The organism is Butyricicoccus sp. (genome assembly GCF_050872565.1).
Taxonomy (GTDB): domain Bacteria; phylum Bacillota; class Clostridia; order Oscillospirales; family Butyricicoccaceae; genus Butyricicoccus_A.
Map to the genome: position 1 here is coordinate 1 of NZ_JBNMHC010000512.1, position 1,130 is coordinate 1,130.

Genomic DNA, 1,130 nt, shown 5'->3' on the forward strand with positions numbered 1-1,130 from the left:
CGGGCATGAAAACGCTGGTCGGCGGAGAGATCGTCGGCTACACGCAGATGCTGGAAGAGGCACGGCAGATTGCCGTCAAACGCATGGTGGATGAGGCAAAGGCACTGGGTGCGGATGCCATCATCGGCGTGCGATATGGCTCGTCACAGGTGATGGCGGGCGCTGCGGAGGTCATTGCCTATGGTACAGCGGTGCGTATCTTGAATCAGTAAGAAAGGAAACACATATGCTGTTTGATACCCATGCACACTATGATGACAGCTGGTTTGATGCGGATCGAGAGCAATTGCTTTCATCGATGCAGGAGCATAACGTCGGATTGATTCTCAATCCGGGCTGTGATGTAGAAACATCGAAAACCGCGGTACAGCTGGCGCATACCCATGACTTTATGTATGCCGCTGTCGGCATTCATCCGGAATACAGCGTTGGCGTCACGGATGCAGATCTTGCCACCATTCGCGCGCTGGCAGCAGACCCGAAGGTCAAGGCAATCGGAGAGATCGGCTTGGATTATTATTGGGAAAAGCGTTCGCCGGAGACCACTCCGCCACGCGAACAGCAGAAACTCTTGCTGCGCAAGCAATTAGAACTGGCGAGAGAGCTGAAATTGCCGGTCATTATTCACGACCGCGATGCCCATGAGGACTGCTTTGACATCGTAAAAGACTATGCAGATCTGAAGGGTGTCTATCACTGCTATTCCGGTAGTTTGGAGATGGCGAAGGAAATTCTCAAGCTGGGATGGAATCTGTCGTTTACCGGCGTGATTACCTATGGCAGAGCGAAAAAAGCACGCCGCGTCATCGAGGGCATCCCGATGGATCGCATCATGATTGAGACGGACAGTCCATATCTGACGCCGGAACCGGAACGGCTCGCAGAAGGCCGTGTGCGCAACAGCTCACTGTTTGTTCATCGCGTCGCAGAACAGATTGCGAATTTTAAGGGACTGACTGTGCAAGAGGTCGAAGAAATTACAACAGCGAACGGAAAAGCCTTTTTCGACATTGTATGACGCATGGTGCATAAAAAGATAGACAGAATCAGGCATATCAATTGACAAACACGATTAAATTTTATATAATATAAATAATTTAAACGGAGCGTTTATTAAACGCCGAGAGGAG

2 protein-coding genes are annotated in these 1,130 nt (G+C 50.5%); both read left to right on the forward strand.

The features are described from left to right. On the forward strand, positions 1-212 hold a 212-nt coding region (locus ACR0P9_RS12995; protein ID WP_432620806.1), incomplete at its 5' end, for a YbjQ family protein. Positions 213-226: 14 nt separating this feature from the next. Then, on the forward strand, positions 227-1,018 hold the full coding sequence (locus ACR0P9_RS13000; protein WP_432620808.1) for a TatD family hydrolase: 792 nt from the start codon (positions 227-229) through the stop codon (positions 1,016-1,018). Positions 1,019-1,130 lie beyond the last annotated feature (112 nt).